Annotated in this window: 15 protein-coding genes and 1 pseudogene; 14 read left to right on the forward strand and 2 right to left on the reverse strand. The window is 56.6% G+C overall.

Annotated features, from left to right (window positions below; genetic code table 11):
* Positions 1 to 1,383: 1,383 nt before the first annotated feature.
* On the forward strand, positions 1,384 to 2,058 hold the full coding sequence (locus KSAC_RS16795; protein WP_132307007.1) for a ParA family protein: 675 nt from the start codon (positions 1,384 to 1,386) through the stop codon (positions 2,056 to 2,058).
* A 502-nt stretch (positions 2,059 to 2,560) separates the two neighbouring features.
* Positions 2,561 to 2,815 (forward strand): hypothetical protein, encoded by a 255-nt coding sequence (locus KSAC_RS16800; RefSeq protein ID WP_132307009.1) that lies wholly within the window; start codon positions 2,561 to 2,563, stop codon positions 2,813 to 2,815.
* 159 nt (positions 2,816 to 2,974) lie between these two features.
* Here KSAC_RS16800 and KSAC_RS16805 read toward each other — a convergent pair whose 3' ends face one another.
* On the reverse strand, positions 2,975 to 3,889 hold the full coding sequence (locus tag KSAC_RS16805) for a replication protein RepA (RefSeq protein WP_132307011.1): 915 nt from the start codon (positions 3,887 to 3,889) through the stop codon (positions 2,975 to 2,977).
* Positions 3,890 to 4,897: 1,008 nt separating this feature from the next.
* On the opposite strand from KSAC_RS16805, the gene KSAC_RS16810 reads away from it, so the two are divergent.
* The 5 genes and pseudogenes from KSAC_RS16810 to KSAC_RS16825 all read left to right on the forward strand — a co-directional run bounded on the left by KSAC_RS16810 (position 4,898) and on the right by KSAC_RS16825 (position 8,051).
* Positions 4,898 to 5,932, forward strand: a complete 1,035-nt coding sequence (locus KSAC_RS16810) for a site-specific integrase (RefSeq protein WP_132307013.1) — start codon at positions 4,898 to 4,900, stop codon at positions 5,930 to 5,932.
* Between the two features lie 147 nt (positions 5,933 to 6,079).
* The gene (locus KSAC_RS16815; protein ID WP_015074683.1) at positions 6,080 to 6,340 is read left to right on the forward strand and encodes a type II toxin-antitoxin system RelB/DinJ family antitoxin; all 261 of its coding nucleotides are present in this window, start codon (positions 6,080 to 6,082) and stop codon (positions 6,338 to 6,340) included.
* Positions 6,337 to 6,630 (forward strand): type II toxin-antitoxin system RelE family toxin, encoded by a 294-nt coding sequence (locus KSAC_RS16820; protein WP_048839683.1) that lies wholly within the window; start codon positions 6,337 to 6,339, stop codon positions 6,628 to 6,630. The genes KSAC_RS16815 and KSAC_RS16820 overlap by 4 nt, the downstream gene beginning before the upstream one ends.
* A 191-nt stretch (positions 6,631 to 6,821) precedes the next feature.
* A pseudogene (locus KSAC_RS17880) lies at positions 6,822 to 7,007 on the forward strand (HNH endonuclease); the annotation flags it as partial.
* Positions 7,008 to 8,051, forward strand: coding sequence for a hypothetical protein (locus KSAC_RS16825; RefSeq protein WP_243705444.1), 1,044 nt, complete (start codon positions 7,008 to 7,010; stop codon positions 8,049 to 8,051).
* Positions 8,052 to 8,388: 337 nt separating this feature from the next.
* On the opposite strand, the gene KSAC_RS16830 is transcribed toward KSAC_RS16825, so the two are convergent.
* Positions 8,389 to 8,889, reverse strand: coding sequence for a hypothetical protein (locus KSAC_RS16830; RefSeq protein ID WP_132307017.1), 501 nt, complete (start codon positions 8,887 to 8,889; stop codon positions 8,389 to 8,391).
* 213 nt (positions 8,890 to 9,102) lie between these two features.
* On the opposite strand from KSAC_RS16830, the gene KSAC_RS16835 reads away from it, so the two are divergent.
* The 7 genes from KSAC_RS16835 to KSAC_RS16865 all read left to right on the forward strand — a co-directional run bounded on the left by KSAC_RS16835 (position 9,103) and on the right by KSAC_RS16865 (position 13,726).
* Complete coding sequence (locus KSAC_RS16835; RefSeq protein ID WP_132307019.1) at positions 9,103 to 9,429, forward strand: hypothetical protein; 327 nt, start codon at positions 9,103 to 9,105, stop codon at positions 9,427 to 9,429.
* A 411-nt stretch (positions 9,430 to 9,840) separates the two neighbouring features.
* On the forward strand, positions 9,841 to 10,515 hold the full coding sequence (locus KSAC_RS16840) for a MucR family transcriptional regulator (protein WP_243705445.1): 675 nt from the start codon (positions 9,841 to 9,843) through the stop codon (positions 10,513 to 10,515).
* Between the two features lie 72 nt (positions 10,516 to 10,587).
* Entirely contained in the window at positions 10,588 to 11,388 is an 801-nt protein-coding gene (locus KSAC_RS16845; protein WP_132307021.1) for an ImuA family protein, read from the forward strand.
* Positions 11,279 to 12,472: a Y-family DNA polymerase gene (locus tag KSAC_RS16850; RefSeq protein ID WP_132307023.1), complete on the forward strand. Its 1,194-nt coding sequence runs from the start codon at positions 11,279 to 11,281 to the stop codon at positions 12,470 to 12,472. The genes KSAC_RS16845 and KSAC_RS16850 overlap by 110 nt, the downstream gene beginning before the upstream one ends.
* A gap of 10 nt (positions 12,473 to 12,482) precedes the next feature.
* A complete protein-coding gene (locus tag KSAC_RS16855) occupies positions 12,483 to 12,728 on the forward strand; it encodes a hypothetical protein (RefSeq protein ID WP_132307025.1) in 246 nt (81 codons plus the stop codon).
* Positions 12,729 to 12,731: 3 nt separating this feature from the next.
* Entirely contained in the window at positions 12,732 to 13,055 is a 324-nt protein-coding gene (locus tag KSAC_RS16860; RefSeq protein WP_132307027.1) for a PHP domain-containing protein, read from the forward strand.
* Positions 12,998 to 13,726, forward strand: a complete 729-nt coding sequence (locus KSAC_RS16865) for a DNA polymerase III subunit alpha (protein WP_132307029.1) — start codon at positions 12,998 to 13,000, stop codon at positions 13,724 to 13,726. Before KSAC_RS16860 ends, KSAC_RS16865 begins: the two co-directional genes overlap by 58 nt.
* The last annotated feature ends 16 nt before the right edge of the window (positions 13,727 to 13,742 follow it).

The raw sequence follows: 13,742 nt of genomic DNA on the forward strand, positions 1-13,742 counted from the left end.
CGGTTCGGCATCACAGCCGCGACAGGGCAGGGTGATGGCCGGGTCCCCTGCCATCCAGGTGACGCCACAGCGGGTGCAGGTAAGCGGAGCGGTCACGTTGGCCCAGCGCATCGGGGCAGGCGGGCGAGGGGAGGTTGTGGTGGGAATACGGTGTGGGCGCATGATGCCTTTCTCCATTTCTGGTTTTGACATCATCCGCGCGACCGGGCCGCGCCGGCCGGGGCAAGGGCGCCGCCTGCGGCGGGATCGACGCGGCTACGCGGTGACCCACCCCTTGCGCCGGGCGGCGGGGGCTGGTGCGGGCTTTCGTCTCGTATGCCTTATGTTAGTCATGCTATCTTTTGACTCTTCTTGATTGCGTCTCCGCCGCTTTGCACGTCACGAAATCAGCAAGGTAAACACGATACTGGCTTTCAGTATGATACCGGGTAACATCTCGGTACCCGGTATCTAGGAGATATCAGGTAGGAGGTGGATACCATATATCAATACAAATTCCGGTACCAGGAAGATATCCGGTAACTATTTACGTGAGGCGTGATTTGATATCATGTGCATTTGCGCATAGGCAGCCTGAGCTAAATGTCCGGCCAGTTTAGTTGATGGCCTGGGGTAGTCTCGCTTCGACCAGTTCTTCCTGCCACTTTGGTTCAGGTGCCAGTCCGGAAAATGAATACCTCGCCACGGCCAGCTTTGATATGGGTGACGATCGCGCGTTATCCGTGAGGCTTCTGGTTTACTGGTTTCTTGGTAGCAGGTTCCTTCTGGATACCCGGTATCGTGGTTATTCCTCTAGCCCCGTCACGCCATGACCGTGTGCAAACCACATATAGAGACACGAGGTTCGCCTTGCCCCCCATGCGATAGTGAGGATACATCCTTCCTCCACCAACAGCGTACAGTCATCATAACAAAACCCGGTTAACGCAAAGAAGGGGAAGAGACTTTAAGCGATAATATATTCCGGGTATCGGGTATCGGGTATCGGGTATCGGGTATCGGGTATCGGGTATCGGGTATCGGGTATCGGGTATCGGGTATCGGGTATCGGGTATCGGGTATCGGGTATCGGGTATCCCCGCGTAACGTGTCAAGCTCATTTACAATGAGATACCGCCGAATAATGGATCCTGCGGTTCCTCACCGCGTATACTAGGCATCCGACATACCAGTGACTTCGGCAGCCTCCCACTGCAGATCAAGGGATGGGTCACAGGATCAGTTCGGTAGTCGATACCATCTTGGTATCCGGTATCCCGTTCCTTTGGGTACCCGGTATCTTTTGGGTTTCCGGTTCCTTTTTGATACCCGGTATCTTTACGGTATCCGGTATCCCTGCTAAAAGGGCTTATTGTAATCATCCATCAACGGGAGATTTTCTGCATGCCGGTAATCGTCTTCGCCAGCAGTAAGGGTGGAGTAGGGAAGACCACATCCGCTTTCACTCTGGCGTCAGTGTTGGCAGCCCATAATGCGCCCACCACACTTATCGATGCTGACCCGAACTTACCCATAAAAAAATGGGCTGAACGTTTTCCATCCAACCGGCCTGCTAATCTCTCTGTCGTCCCTGCGCTGGGAAGCGACGTAGCGGAAGCGGTCGACGCCGCCACGGATCCCTTTGTGATCGTAGATTTGGAAGGCAGCCGCAACGTTGAAGTGAGTGTTGGTCTCGGCCGCGCTGATTTGGCACTGATACCAATGAAAGGCAGTCAGTTGGATGCCGATGAGGCCGCCAACATAATTAAGCTCATTAGACGCCAGGAAACGGTCTTCCGCAGACGTATCCCTTTCAGAGTTTTCTTCGCCCAAACTTCACCGGTTATAGCAGACAAGGGGATGCGTGATATCCAAGCGCAACTTGAGGATGCAGGTATCCCTATGCTCAAATCGTCTATCGTCGAACGTGCCGCCTTCAAGGCACCGTTTCGCCTTGGCGGCACCATCTATGAACTGTCACCTAAAGAAGTGAGAAACCCAGCCAGTGCCATAGCGAACGCCGAGCATTTTGCCACTGAGGTGCGTGATGTTCTGCGCGAAGAAATGGGGAAGCAATAAGATGCCTGAAGATTCTCGCCCTTCCGCCAGGTTGGACTTTTCCGAGTTTACGGAGACACCTGTAAAACGGACACCTGTTGATAAGGCTACAACTCACCAGGCGATCAGTGACGCCGCTAAAGCCGGCTTCACCGCAAGGTCTGACACCGTAAAGATTGACGGCAGAACCTTGCGTCGTACCGGTAGGACAGCCCAGATGAATATGAAGGTGCTCCCAGAGACAAAGGCCCGGTTTCAAAAACATCTCACCCAATTCGGAAGTTCGGACGAGTTCTTAAAGTTTCTGCTCGATTTGTATGACCGTGGAACGTCATCTCACTGATCGGGGCACTTATCCTCTAACTGCTTCAAAAGTGCACGCTGTCCGAGCGCCATACCCGGTCGGAACAGCAATTAACCCGGGCACAGCTCTCAGCTGCCTGGCGAGGCGAATGACTGATCTAAAGTGCGAGTAGCTAAACCTTTGACTCAAAATCCAACAGCGAGTTCGAAAGTTATTAGAATGACAGATGATATTTGCAAAAGCGAGAAGGGGGGGCAGACAGCGTATTTACGGATCGGCGCATGGTATGATTCGGAACAAGATTCAATACATCTGACGCTGCCCCGTTCTGGATGGTTTCATACTACTGTTCGGCGAGATGCAAAGAGCAAACGCGGCCATCCAAATTTGTTTGAAAAGCTTGCCCGAGCGATGGAGATTGCAGGTGTTCCCGCTCCGATGATCGATAAGGATGACGAAAAGCCTTCATCCTGACACGTGCATATCTCTTTAACGCTGACGCCTGCTACAAAAGTGCACGCTTATACATTGATAACAGCCGAGCTTTCCCTGCCCTGATTTGCACCGAGAATTCTTCCGTCATCGGATCAAGTATGAAAAGCACTACAAAAGTGCACGCCTTGCATCTTAAGGTTATCTTTTCCGGACTGGCGGGGGGGTCGGGTGCAGGATTAACCCTTTGCGCTGCTCCATTTCGGTAATGCGGGCCCGAGGATAAACCGCAAGTGCTAAGTTTAGGTTTGGAATAAAACGACTACGAAAATTATTTAGTTGGCTATAGGACGCCCCAAACTGAATTTTGAGCGCCTTCCATGAAATAGGCGTAGGGGAGGTCAAGGAATGTAGTCGATAGGCTAACCAACAATAGATATCTAATGCCATGCTGTTATTACTGAGCGCCTTTATGGCTGCCTCTTCCAGCGGAACAGGATGCCTTTTAAGCCCCTCAAAAAAACCTTCAGATAAACGAGCTGTTTGCATAAATTGCTGATTGCCGCTGACGTCAGAATCTGATTCTAAAAATATGGCAGAGTCCACAATGCTTTGATTCGACAGCCCCCGGGTCGCCCCTCGCACAACCTCAAAGGAAAGTCTGCATCGGGATAAACGTTCGGCCTGTTCTCTTACGATTTGGAGATTTTTCCCTCCAACAGGAATGCCCATGCGACCCATCCAGGAACGGAGGCTTTTCCCAAGCTCGATGTCTCGTGAGTTCGTCCGAATCGCCTCAGATTGCATATATATTAGGATAAGTCTGGCTCGGCTGCCGTACGGGACCCCCACTGGAACGGGCTCGCCTTCGCTTCCGCGCTTCATTCCTGGCTGAATGATCAGACAAACCTGATCACTGGATAACTGCCAACCTTTATCATCTGGAAGGCGACGATGAGGTAAGGCGGCTTGGCACCAACCGGAGTAGAGAAATCCTATGCCGCTATCTTCATCAGCCATGTACATAGCGGCTGCTTCGATCTCAGGTCGCTCGAAATCGAAATCAAGAGCACGCTGACGCCCATAAGACTCCAGTATCTGATGCAACTCGCTCATAGGCTCTCCTTCACATTCAGCCTATCAAATCGGTTGCCGTACGTCGCCGTGCACTTTTGTAGCGGGGATACGAGTTAAAATATATTAGATATATATTAGTATGGGCTGCAAAAGTGCACGGGGTAATTCCGTTTATCGCCGTTTACGCTGGTTGGCTTGGCAAGGCGTAGCTTCAATAGTGCACATGCCCCGCTGCAAAAGTGCACGGCTTTTCTACGACCCGCTCCCTGCATTGCCCTCGATTTGAATTACGGTCTGTTCAATGGAGACAGACGACGACGAAAGCGCATTTCGCGCTGGACCAGATTATTGGGCTCCTGAAGGAGCATCTGGCGGGCACCAGGGCGAGCGAGCTATGCCACAGGCTCGGGATTAGCGACGCTGACCTTTTACACCTGACGATCGAAATACCGCGTGATGGAAGTGACGGAAACGCGAACCTGAAGCGTCTTTTGCCGGAGAACCTGCTGGACGTCTCGGAGACGAAGGAACTGCTGGCAAAAAACTCGCGATGTTTGGTCTGCGGCGTGACCCCACAATCCTCGAGCATAACACACGATACTTGTTAGACAGCCTTCACCAGAATTGCTTTGGTGAAGACTGGACGACTGCTCGCTCAAGGCCCGTCGTTAAACTTTATCCCCCTCTAGTTGCGCGTCTGTCAGTCTGAAACTTTCTGGGTTATTGTCGTGAGCCATTTTAAGGTTTCTGATGATGGATTCCGCGGCGGCTAGAGCAGTAAGGGCAGTGGCACGGTCACAAGCATGTTTAGTTCTCTCAGCGCGGCATGATGAATTATTCCGATAACATTAAAGGTTACTATTAAGTCTGTGAAATTAGACTTATATCGCGGATATGAACTTTTCCGAGGCTGATCAGGAGGAAAGCCGGTTTTTCCGGGTGCGGAATTCCCTACATGGACCCTATCACACGCGATAAATACGCTTATCGCGTGTGACGGCATTGATACCGGTTGAATCGCCTGCCCGGGGCTGTCATCCTGGTTCCATGACCGTCAGAACCTCTGCGAACCAGTTTTTGGACCGGATAGCGGCTTCCGGTTTTCTCCCCGCCGCTGACACGGAAAACGCTGGGCCGCCGCCGACCCCGGCAGGGGCGGCGGCGCTGGAGACGGCCATCCGGTTCGCAAGCCGGGCCACGGCACCGGCCACGCTGCGGGCCTATCGGGCCGACTGGGCGCATTTCCAGGCCTGGTGCCGGCAGACCGGTTTCCAGCCGCTGCCCGCCACGCCCGAAACCGTCGGGGCCTATCTGGCCAGCCTCGCCGGGGTATTTTCCCCGAATACCATCCGCCGCCGTCTGGCCGCCATCGGCAAGGCCCACCGGTTCGGCGACTGGCCCTGGAATGCAGGCCACCGGGCCATCCAGGGACCGCTGCAGGGCGTGCTGCGGACGCAGCATCGGCCGGTCCGCAAACCCGTGGCCGTGCGCCGCACCCTGCTGGTGGATCTTCTGGCCACCTGTGACCTGTCGCCGCGGGGACGGCGCGACCGGGCGCTGCTGCTGGTGGGCTTCGCCGGCGGCCTGCGCCGCTCGGAACTGGTCGGCTTGCATGTGGAGGACGTGACGCCGATGGCGCATGGCCTGCAGCTGCGCATCCGGTCCAGCAAGACCGACCAGACGGGGGAGGGGGCGGTGATCGGCCTCGCCCGCGGGAAGCGGGCCGAAACCTGCCCGGTCCGGGCGCTGGAGGCCTGGCTGGATGTAGCCCGGCGCGGGGTCGGCCCCCTGTTTCGCAAGGTCGAGGCCTCGGGCCGGATCGGCAGCACGGGACTGCATCCCGATGCCGTACGCCAGATCCTGCGCCGGCGCGGGGAGAGGGCCGGGTTCGCGCCGGAGATCCTCGCCCGGCTGACGCCGCATGGCCTGCGTTCCGGCTTCATCACCGAAGCCTATCTCGGCGGCGTGCGCGAGGAGGAAATCCGCCGTCACGTCCGTCACCGCGATCCACGCAGCACGCGGGGCTATATCGAACTACTCGATCTCGTGGTTGACAGTCCGGCCGGGAAGGTCGGGCTGTGATGGCTGGAGATGGCCGGTTTCGCCTCATCTCCGCTCTTTCCGCGGTCGATTTAGCTTCCCCAAAGCGGACATCAGCATCAGCCATCTTTTGCTTTATCCGTATAAACAAATGTGATACATGTGTGCATACGCGTAAGGAGGCTTTTTATGTCTGCTGTTACATTCCGGGTAGATGAAACGCTTAAGGCAGCCGCAGTTGAGAAGTTGTCGGCTCAAGGCATTTCACTTTCTGACGCATTGCGCGATACCCTCGCATATATTGCTGAAACGGGGCGCTCTCCGGTCAAGCGTACACTTGTCACAGACGAGGATGCGCAGCTTATCGAGATTGTGCGTGAACGCCTCAAAAACCCGACCCAAAAGCATCGTATGACGTTTGCAGAGCTGAAGAGCCGTCATCGCGAATGAAAGAGTATTGTCTTGAGTTCGACGATAGAGCGCTCAGGGAGTGGGATGCTCTTGACGGCAGCGTGCGTAAGAAATTTGAAAAGAAGCTGGAAAAACTAATCTGGAACCCTCACTCTCCAGGAAACGAGCTTCATCGCGACCTATCAGGGTTTTACAAGATCAAGCTTTTGAAAGATGGCTACCGTCTTGTTTATCAGGTCATCGACGAACGGATCGTCATCTATGTGATTGCCGTTGGTCGGCGAGCTGATAATGAGATTTATGAATTAGCGTCGCAGCGGACAGAGTGAAGTTACTTTCCGGTAGAAAGTCAGCTCCCGCCTTCATGTCGGACGTGAGATTGGGATTTATCGCTTTCCGAAAGCAGACTAAGCTTACGGCTCTGTATTCGTTGCGCTTATAGTTCTCACCTGTTCGTTTGGCTATGTTGGCCGAGTATATCGGGCGGTACATGTCGGGTTTTTAGTTAAGGGTGTGACGGATGCCACAAGCAGCACAAGACGGAATAGATTCTTGGCGAGGATGTTGTATTTTTTGCAACAATAATCTAACGGAAGATACCCGCCGAGAGCATGTTTTGCTTAACGCTCTTGGAGGTCGGAAGACGACAACTACGGCTGATTGCAGCCATTGTAACGAGACCTTCGGTTGTTCGATTGATCGAACAATGGCAGACGAAGTTAAAAGCTTAAGAAACCTCTTCCAGATGAGATCGGGCGATGGCGAGCTGCCACCAGCCCTCAATAATATTCTGTCGTCTCAGGGCCCCATCAACTTTAAGCCAGACGGCGCTCCTCACCAGAAGCGTAAACCATTCGTTGTTATAAAAAGGGAAAGTTCTGTTGAGGTGAATTTTAATGTTTCGAGCGATGAAGAACTAGCATTTTACATCCCACATGCAGCCGCGCAAGCTGGTGTCTCTGAAGACGTTTTGTGGAATGGCCTTCAGAGCAAGCCAGGAACACTTAGAACGCTTTATCCCGGAAAAACCCAGTTTAAATTTGAATGTAAACAGATCAATTCCCAACGTTCCATGGTGAAGTCATGTATGGTTCTTCTCGCCACGATTACGCGCAATGATCAGCTAAAAGGACCAGCGTTTGCGGCTGTACGTGATTTCATTTTTGGAAAGAACGAGACGATAGGGTGCGGTCGCATTAATACAGACGGTCGTCTTATGCCTCAACCCGCTTATGATTACCTAAATAATACTTACGGTCCCTTGTTCAATTTGATTTATGTTAAAAGTGATGCAAGAGGACGAACAGTCGCATACTTTCGTCTTTACAATATTTATACTTGGCAATTTGTTTTGTCGGAATCCGAAGGCCCCAAAAACATAGAAATAGCACTGGCCTCCAACTCGCTCGATAACGAAGTTTGGAGCGATGATGTTGCAAAAGAAATTTCACTCAGCTTCGATTGGCTTGATAGCCCTAATAATACTGGCAGTTTAGAGACATGCAAAAGACAATTGGAAATGGCGTTTAAATTTTACGAGGATAGAGCGAGAAGCCAATTATGTGAGAAGATCGTAAGGGAGGTAATAGAAAAACATTATTCGGATGGGGATCGGATCGAAATGGATAAGCGAGGCGAGTTGGCGGTGAACGAAATAATTACAAAACTTATGCTGAGTATGCTGCAAATTCCACGAAGTGAAGAAATTTTTATATCCCGTCCCTCTAGCGAGAGTAATGAACCCGGCTGATAGTTAGAAACTGCTGGATTACCAAATTTCCAGCCGTGGCCTTAAGTCAGTTTTTGAACGTTATTGTCCGAAATCGGACCGTCCACTCCCCCCCCCTTGCCGCCATATTTACGATATGAGTGTTTGCGGCACCTGAATTATGCTTATCGCGTGCAATGGAATTGAGACGAGTCGGATTACCCGTCCGGCAGGGCATCAGGTCGTCGTAAGGTATGCCTGCCGCTGCCCCATTCCTTTCAGCCGCAAGGTGGGCCGTCACAGGGGCGCGTCGGTGTTCCTGCCGGCCCGCGGTCGCTGCGTCCAGAGGCGTCAGACCGGCCCGGGGGCAGCTCTCACGTTATTCGGACCGGGACATAATAATGGTGGCCATCTGACCACCAGCCACTGGCACGTCAACTGTCTTTCTCTGTCGGCCTGCCAGGACAAGCGCGGTTTCATATCTTGCGTGGCGAAGCACAGGCTTGCGAATATTTTTACCGTCTTCCTTGATCGGCTCCAGTCCCGTCAGACGTGTCGTCTCGCTCCGGACCTTCACCAGCACTCGTCCGCCCGGCAGCGGGGACGCATTGTAGACGGTTGTTTCGCCGATCAGAACCGGAACCACAGCATCATGTGTGTCGGCTGATTTCGTATCATTCACAATGGAAACGTCCCGACCGTCGGCCACGATGGAGAAGTCGGTTTCTCCCCATCTGGCGATCGGGTTCATCTCACTGATCGACACCAGATTATAACCAGAGGTCGCCGATGTAGACAGCGGCTTTGAAACCGGGTCCGCCGCATAGGCAGGCGTCCACATGGTCACGTTTGTGGCGGTACCGCCAGAGGAAGCAAACAACGCATCACAAAGTCCTTCATCAAGAGCTGGATGAACCGGGCGCCTTCATCGGAATCAGCGCGTTAAGGCATCCAAAAATCCCTATCGCCTGTTATGAGGCCATCGCTTGTGGGTGCGGTGTCAGAGCAGCCGAGCAGGTATGCGATCCAGCACCCACAAACGATCAGCGCACATTGCATCGGGCGATACAGCCAATGGAGAAGGAGACATTCTATGCCTGATGCGAAAGAGGCCAGGCCGCGCTCATGGGCGATCAACCGCTGCTCTGTCGCCACACTGGCGCAGATACGGGACGGGAGTGACGATTACATCACCCGGGAATGGGACGCGTTTATCCAGCGTGCGACGGATTTCGATATCGAACACTTCGTCCTGTTTGACGGCGTCCTGTTCGATGATGCTGATCTGGACGCTGAGGACCATGCCAAACGGCTGGCATGCCGCAGTCTGGTATCTCGGAAGTCATTGATAGGAACGTCATCATTGGCTTCGCCACGAAGCAGAGCATGGAAGATTTTATCGCCTGGGGAAACAACGTGATCCGGGCACGCTGTCCGGAAAGCCCGGATTACACAGATAAGGCATCGGAACAGAGGTGCTGAATAAATGGACAGATACTATGATACTGAAGCACTTCTCCAGTTTCAGATAGAAATCATGGCCGCTGGCGTGATGATATTGTGTCTTGCAGGGCTTGTTCTGAAAACGCGCAGGACGTGGCTATCTGTCACTGCCATTTCGTGGATAGGGCTCTTCATCTATTATTACACATTTGCGCCATGGGGCATCCCGATATAGGCACTGCACCAGTTATAGCCACCACGAGAAGGGTTAAGATTTGGTCTCGACGTGATGCACGAATACCCGCCGGACCACGGCTGGTTGTGCCAGTAAATAAACTCGGGCACAGTATTCGAAATATAGAAGCGTAAACAACAGGAGAATATTTCAGTGAATCAAGCTGACGGGCCGGACCATACCATCATCACCGCCATGACGAGCATCGTTTCAGCGTATCTCGGCAACCCCCAGACAGCATTGACCCCTGATGCCATTCCATTGCTGATCCGGAGTGTGACGGCAGCCGTGAGGGAAGATATCGCCAGCGGAACGGAAGCGGTTCCCTCGCCTGCCTTACCGGCTGGCACAAAGCCTGTGCCCGCCGTGCCGCTCTCCGAAACCATCTTCCCCGACCATATCGTCTGTCTTGAGGACGGGAAGAAGTTCAAGATGATGAAGCGCCATCTCAAACAGGTCTACCAGATGACGCCCGAGCAGTATCGCCAGAAATGGGGCCTGCCGCCGGACTACCCGATGACCGCGCCCGCCTATGCTGAGCAGCGCGCGACGTTGGCACGGAAAATAGGACTGGGCCGCCCGCGGGTCGAGGATACCGGACAGGTTTCAAAAACACAGCGCAAGGGAGACGCTGCAGTCGCAATGACGGCTAGCGATGAAAGTGGCGTCACAGTCCCGAAAGCCGGGAAAAGCGATCGTCGTAAAAAACCTGAAACATGGGCACGAGACAGATTCCAGCCCAAAAAGAGTTCTGACACGAAAGAGGCCGGCAAACCGCCTCAGCCCCGGAAAACCCGCAGCAAGACAACACCCGACACACAGGCGTAACACACCCTCACGCATTTTCTGCTTTACAGGATCATATCGTGTTCTCTAAGTGTTCCCTTAAGGGGGGAGAACATGGCGCGAACACAGGACAACGATACCGTCGCCGTTCTCCGGGCGCAGATCCTGCGGATCGAACGGCGGTCAGGCGTGCTGGCACATGATGTCGCACGACTAGCCTGCGGCGCCACCAAAATCGACACTCACCTTTGTGGTGGCCTGGAGCGGGGCACGACCCATGAAGTGATCGGCCGTGGCGCCGACACGCCTCTCGGCTATTATCCGACCCGCTGGATCGCCACCATCCTGTCGCGCACGACCGGGCCGGTCGCATGGATCCATACCGGACGGCTGAACCTGCTGGGCGAAGGGCTGTCCCAGGCCGGGCTTTCTCCCGACCGCCTGATCTGCCTTCACGTCGCTCCCGATCGGGTTCTCGGCCTGACCGAAGATGTGCTGCGTGAGACGGGACTGGCCGCAGTCGTTACCGATTTCGACCAGCCTCTGGGCCTGACGGCGTCGCGCCGCCTGCGGCTGGCGGCGGAAGGGTCGGGACAGACCGCTTTCCTGCTGCGTCGCGCCAGGAAAATGGACGATCCCGCCCTCGTGCATCCGACGGCCAGTTCCACGCGCTGGCGCGTAGGGCCTGCGCCCTTTCCGGCCGGAACCGCTCCGGTTGCATTCCGTCCCGGACGGCCGCGCATGCATGTCGAACTGCTGCGCCATCGGGGTGGCAGGGCTGGGGAGTGGATCGTGGAGACGGAACATGCGCCGGATCATCTCGCTGTGGTTTCCCCATTGGCCGACCGACCGGCTGCGCCGGCATGGATTGCGCAACCTGCCGACTTCCCAACCGCTGGTCACGCGCGCCCATGACGGACGGCGCTACATGATCGCCGCGGTCGACCGGGCGGCCATGGAGGCCGGGATCAGCCCCGGCCTGCCGCTGGCACAGGCGCAGGCCCTCGTGCCGGATCTTGCCGTCGCACCCGCCGATCCGGATGACGACGCGCAGGCGCTGTCACGACTGGCGGAATGGTGCCTGTGGTGCGCGCCGCTGACATCCGCAACCGATCCTGATGGCATCTGGATTGACGCCACGGGCTGCGCACACCTGCATGGCGGCGAAACATCCATGCTCACCACCCTGCTTGAGCGCCTGTCTGGCATGGGCCTGGCAGTGCGGGGCGCAATGGCGGATACGCCGGGCTGCGCCTGGGCGCTCGCACATGCGGGACCTCATGGGGCGGAGATCATCCCCGAACGAGGGCAGGCTGCTGCACTCGATCCACTGCCCGTTGCCGCCCTGCGTCTGGACGGCGCCACCCTGAAGGGACTGCTCCAGCTCGGTCTGGAACGTATCGGACAGGTGCGGACCGCGCCACGGGCACCGCTGGTTCGCCGCTTCGGTCCAGACCTCATGCTGCGCCTGGATCAGGCGCTGGGACGGGTGCCGGAACCGGTCCGGCCCGTCCTGCCACGCGATGCGGTACAGGGCCGTCGCTCCCTGCTGGAACCTGTCTCCACGGCGGACGCCATCGCCACGGTGATCGGGGTGCTGGTGGACACGGTCTGCATGGAACTGGCGCAGCGCGGGGAGGGGGCAAGGCAGGTCATGACGCCTGCGACACCCTCCACGACATCCACAGACTGGTCATGTTCATGGCCACGTCCCGTGCGGCGGTTCGATCCACCTGAACCGGTGGTGATGATCCGGCAGGACGCGGCGGGCGTGCCGCAGCAGGTGGCGTGGCGCGGTCATGCCTACAGGATTGTCGCATGCGACGGTCCCGAGCGCGTGCATGGTGAATGGTGGTACGACACGCGCGAATACGGCCGCATCCGGAATTACTGGATCGCGGCGGAAGGGGGCGGCCTCCAGTTCTGGCTGTTCCAGTCCGTCCGCTGCGTGGGGACGGCTGATGCGCCTGCCTCGTGGTTTCTGCATGGTCTTTTCTGAGGAGCGCGCAATGGTAAAGGACAGTCCCCCCGATCTGCGTCCGGCCAGTCTGGAGGAAATCGAAGCCTCCCTGTCGCATGGCCTGCGCTATGACGGGCGCCGCAAGGTGCACACGGCCGATGAGATGATGGCACGGATTACAGCCGAACGTCTTGTCGCCTACCTCCAGAGCTGCGGCTACGTCATCCTGCGGCGGGCAGGCTCTCCCGCGCCCAGCACAAGCACGCACCGCCATCCGCACGCGGATGCGGGCTAGGCGATGTCCGGCTACGTCCCGCTTCAGGTCGCCACCAACTATTCCTTCCTGCGGGGCGCAAGCCATCCCGACGAACTGTTCGCGCGGGCAGGGGAACTGGGGCTTCGGGCGATCGGCGTCACCGATCATAACAGCCTCGCCGGGATCGTCCGGGCGCACCGGGCAGCGGGCGAACATGGGGTCCGCCTTGTCGTGGGCTGCCGTCTGGATCTGGAGGATATACCGCCCGTCCTCGCCTATCCTACCGACCGCATGGCCTATGGCCGTCTGTGCCGTCTCCTGACGCTGGGCAGGAAACGGGCAGGGAAGGGGGCGGCTTTTCCCTGACATGGCGCGATCTGGAACGCGAGGGTGCGGGCCTGCTCCTGATCCTGTTGCCCGATGCACCCGATGCCACGCTTTCCGCTGCCCTGGCCCGCATGGAAGCGCATGCCCGCACGGGTGGCCTGCCCGGTTATGTCGCCCTTGTCCGGCGCTACCGGCCGGGAGATGCAGCCCGTCTCGCCCGCATGGCCGACATGGCGATGACGGCGGGCCTGCGTCCCGTCGTGACCGGCGATGTCCTGTATCACAACGCCGGGCGGCATATCCTGCAGGACGTTCTGGGCTGCATCCGCCATGGCTGCACGGTTGACCAGCTGGGCGAGCGGCGCGAAACCTGTTCGGGACGGCATCTTGTCGCGGAACGCGAGATCCGTGAGGACTATGCCGGGCATGAGGCCGCGATTGCGCGTAGCGCCGAGATTGCCGCGCTATGCCGCTTCTCGCTCGATGATCTGGCCTACCAGTATCCCGATGAGACCGACGCATCAGGGAATACGCCACAGGAAACCCTTGCAGCCCTTGTCCGGACGCATCTGAAAGACCGTTATCCTGCTGGCGCGCCGGACGGCGTTCTGACCCAGCTCCGCCACGAACTCGATCTGATCGCTTCGCTGGATTACGCGCCGTATTTCCTGACGGTCAACAGGATCGGGCTGGCAGACCCGCGTCAATGAAGAACTGCGCCGCATA

It is taken from the genome of Komagataeibacter saccharivorans (assembly GCF_004348195.1).
Taxonomy (GTDB): Bacteria; Pseudomonadota; Alphaproteobacteria; order Acetobacterales; family Acetobacteraceae; genus Komagataeibacter; species Komagataeibacter saccharivorans.

What these genes read in the sequence shown, in the direction of transcription:
- KSAC_RS16800 (WP_132307009.1), top strand. Translation starts at nt 2,561, where the DNA reads ATGACAGATGATATTTGCAAAAGCGAGAAGGGGGGGCAGACAGCGTAT.
- KSAC_RS16855 (WP_132307025.1), top strand. Translation starts at nt 12,483, where the DNA reads ATGGTAAAGGACAGTCCCCCCGATCTGCGTCCGGCCAGTCTGGAGGAA.
- KSAC_RS16860 (WP_132307027.1), top strand. Translation starts at nt 12,732, where the DNA reads ATGTCCGGCTACGTCCCGCTTCAGGTCGCCACCAACTATTCCTTCCTG.
- KSAC_RS16815 (WP_015074683.1), top strand. Translation starts at nt 6,080, where the DNA reads ATGTCTGCTGTTACATTCCGGGTAGATGAAACGCTTAAGGCAGCCGCA.
- KSAC_RS16825 (WP_243705444.1), top strand. Translation starts at nt 7,008, where the DNA reads ATGGCAGACGAAGTTAAAAGCTTAAGAAACCTCTTCCAGATGAGATCG.
- KSAC_RS16820 (WP_048839683.1), top strand. Translation starts at nt 6,337, where the DNA reads ATGAAAGAGTATTGTCTTGAGTTCGACGATAGAGCGCTCAGGGAGTGG.
- KSAC_RS16845 (WP_132307021.1), top strand. Translation starts at nt 10,588, where the DNA reads ATGGCGCGAACACAGGACAACGATACCGTCGCCGTTCTCCGGGCGCAG.
- KSAC_RS16805 (WP_132307011.1), bottom strand. Translation starts at nt 3,889, where the DNA reads ATGAGCGAGTTGCATCAGATACTGGAGTCTTATGGGCGTCAGCGTGCT.
- KSAC_RS16835 (WP_132307019.1), top strand. Translation starts at nt 9,103, where the DNA reads ATGCCTGATGCGAAAGAGGCCAGGCCGCGCTCATGGGCGATCAACCGC.
- KSAC_RS16810 (WP_132307013.1), top strand. Translation starts at nt 4,898, where the DNA reads ATGACCGTCAGAACCTCTGCGAACCAGTTTTTGGACCGGATAGCGGCT.
- KSAC_RS16795 (WP_132307007.1), top strand. Translation starts at nt 1,384, where the DNA reads ATGCCGGTAATCGTCTTCGCCAGCAGTAAGGGTGGAGTAGGGAAGACC.
- KSAC_RS16850 (WP_132307023.1), top strand. Translation starts at nt 11,279, where the DNA reads ATGCGCCGGATCATCTCGCTGTGGTTTCCCCATTGGCCGACCGACCGG.